Source organism: Bacillus sp. YKCMOAS1 (assembly GCF_030268125.1).
Taxonomy (GTDB): Bacteria; Bacillota; Bacilli; order Bacillales; family Bacillaceae; genus Bacillus; species Bacillus safensis.
In genome coordinates this window covers 1-623 of the sequence record NZ_BSEI01000019.1, presented here as the reverse complement: position 1 = coordinate 623, position 623 = coordinate 1, and the positions used below count along the sequence as shown (strand labels likewise).

1 protein-coding gene is annotated in these 623 nt (G+C 37.4%); it reads left to right on the top strand.

Translation table 11 applies throughout. From position 1 onward, the window contains the following. Positions 1-623 (top strand): T7SS effector LXG polymorphic toxin (locus QSJ46_RS19565; protein WP_285605201.1); only part of this gene is annotated, 623 nt, incomplete at both ends.

Genomic DNA, 623 nt, shown 5'->3' with positions numbered 1-623 from the left:
GACACAAGGGCAAAACACTATCAGGAACTCCGCGAACAAATGGTAGATTTAAAAAAGGCATTACAAGGTGTTGCCAATCTTGGTGATGATTTCACTGGGAAAGGTGCCGATAACATTAAAAGCTTTTATAAAGAACTAGCGGGTAATGTTGACATGTTTATCAATTTCATTGATAAGCAAAAAGCCTTTCATGAGGGTGTTTCTGGGACACTTGATGATACGAGCTTTGGCGGCGATACCTTTGTAGAAGAACACTTTTTAGACAACGCAGTACATATGGGCATCAAGAATGCCAAAAGTATTGTAAAGGATCAAAAAAAGGCACTCAAAACGATTTTTCAAGACATTGATGACCTCATTTCCCTAGAGGTATTTGATAGCCAAACCTTTGATGAAAAAATAGAAGATGCGGAAGATGAACGAAAAAAAACGGTCAAAGAACTAAGAGAGCTTGATCAAAATTTAAAAGATGAATATGCTTTGTCAGAGACTGAAGAGAAGGCTACAATGGCATTGTACGCTGAAATGATGAATGCGACAAATGATGGAAAAGCGATTTCGCCTATGAATTTTGACAAGAAAGCGTATCAAAATAGCGAAATCTACAAGGCAAAAAGCGATAT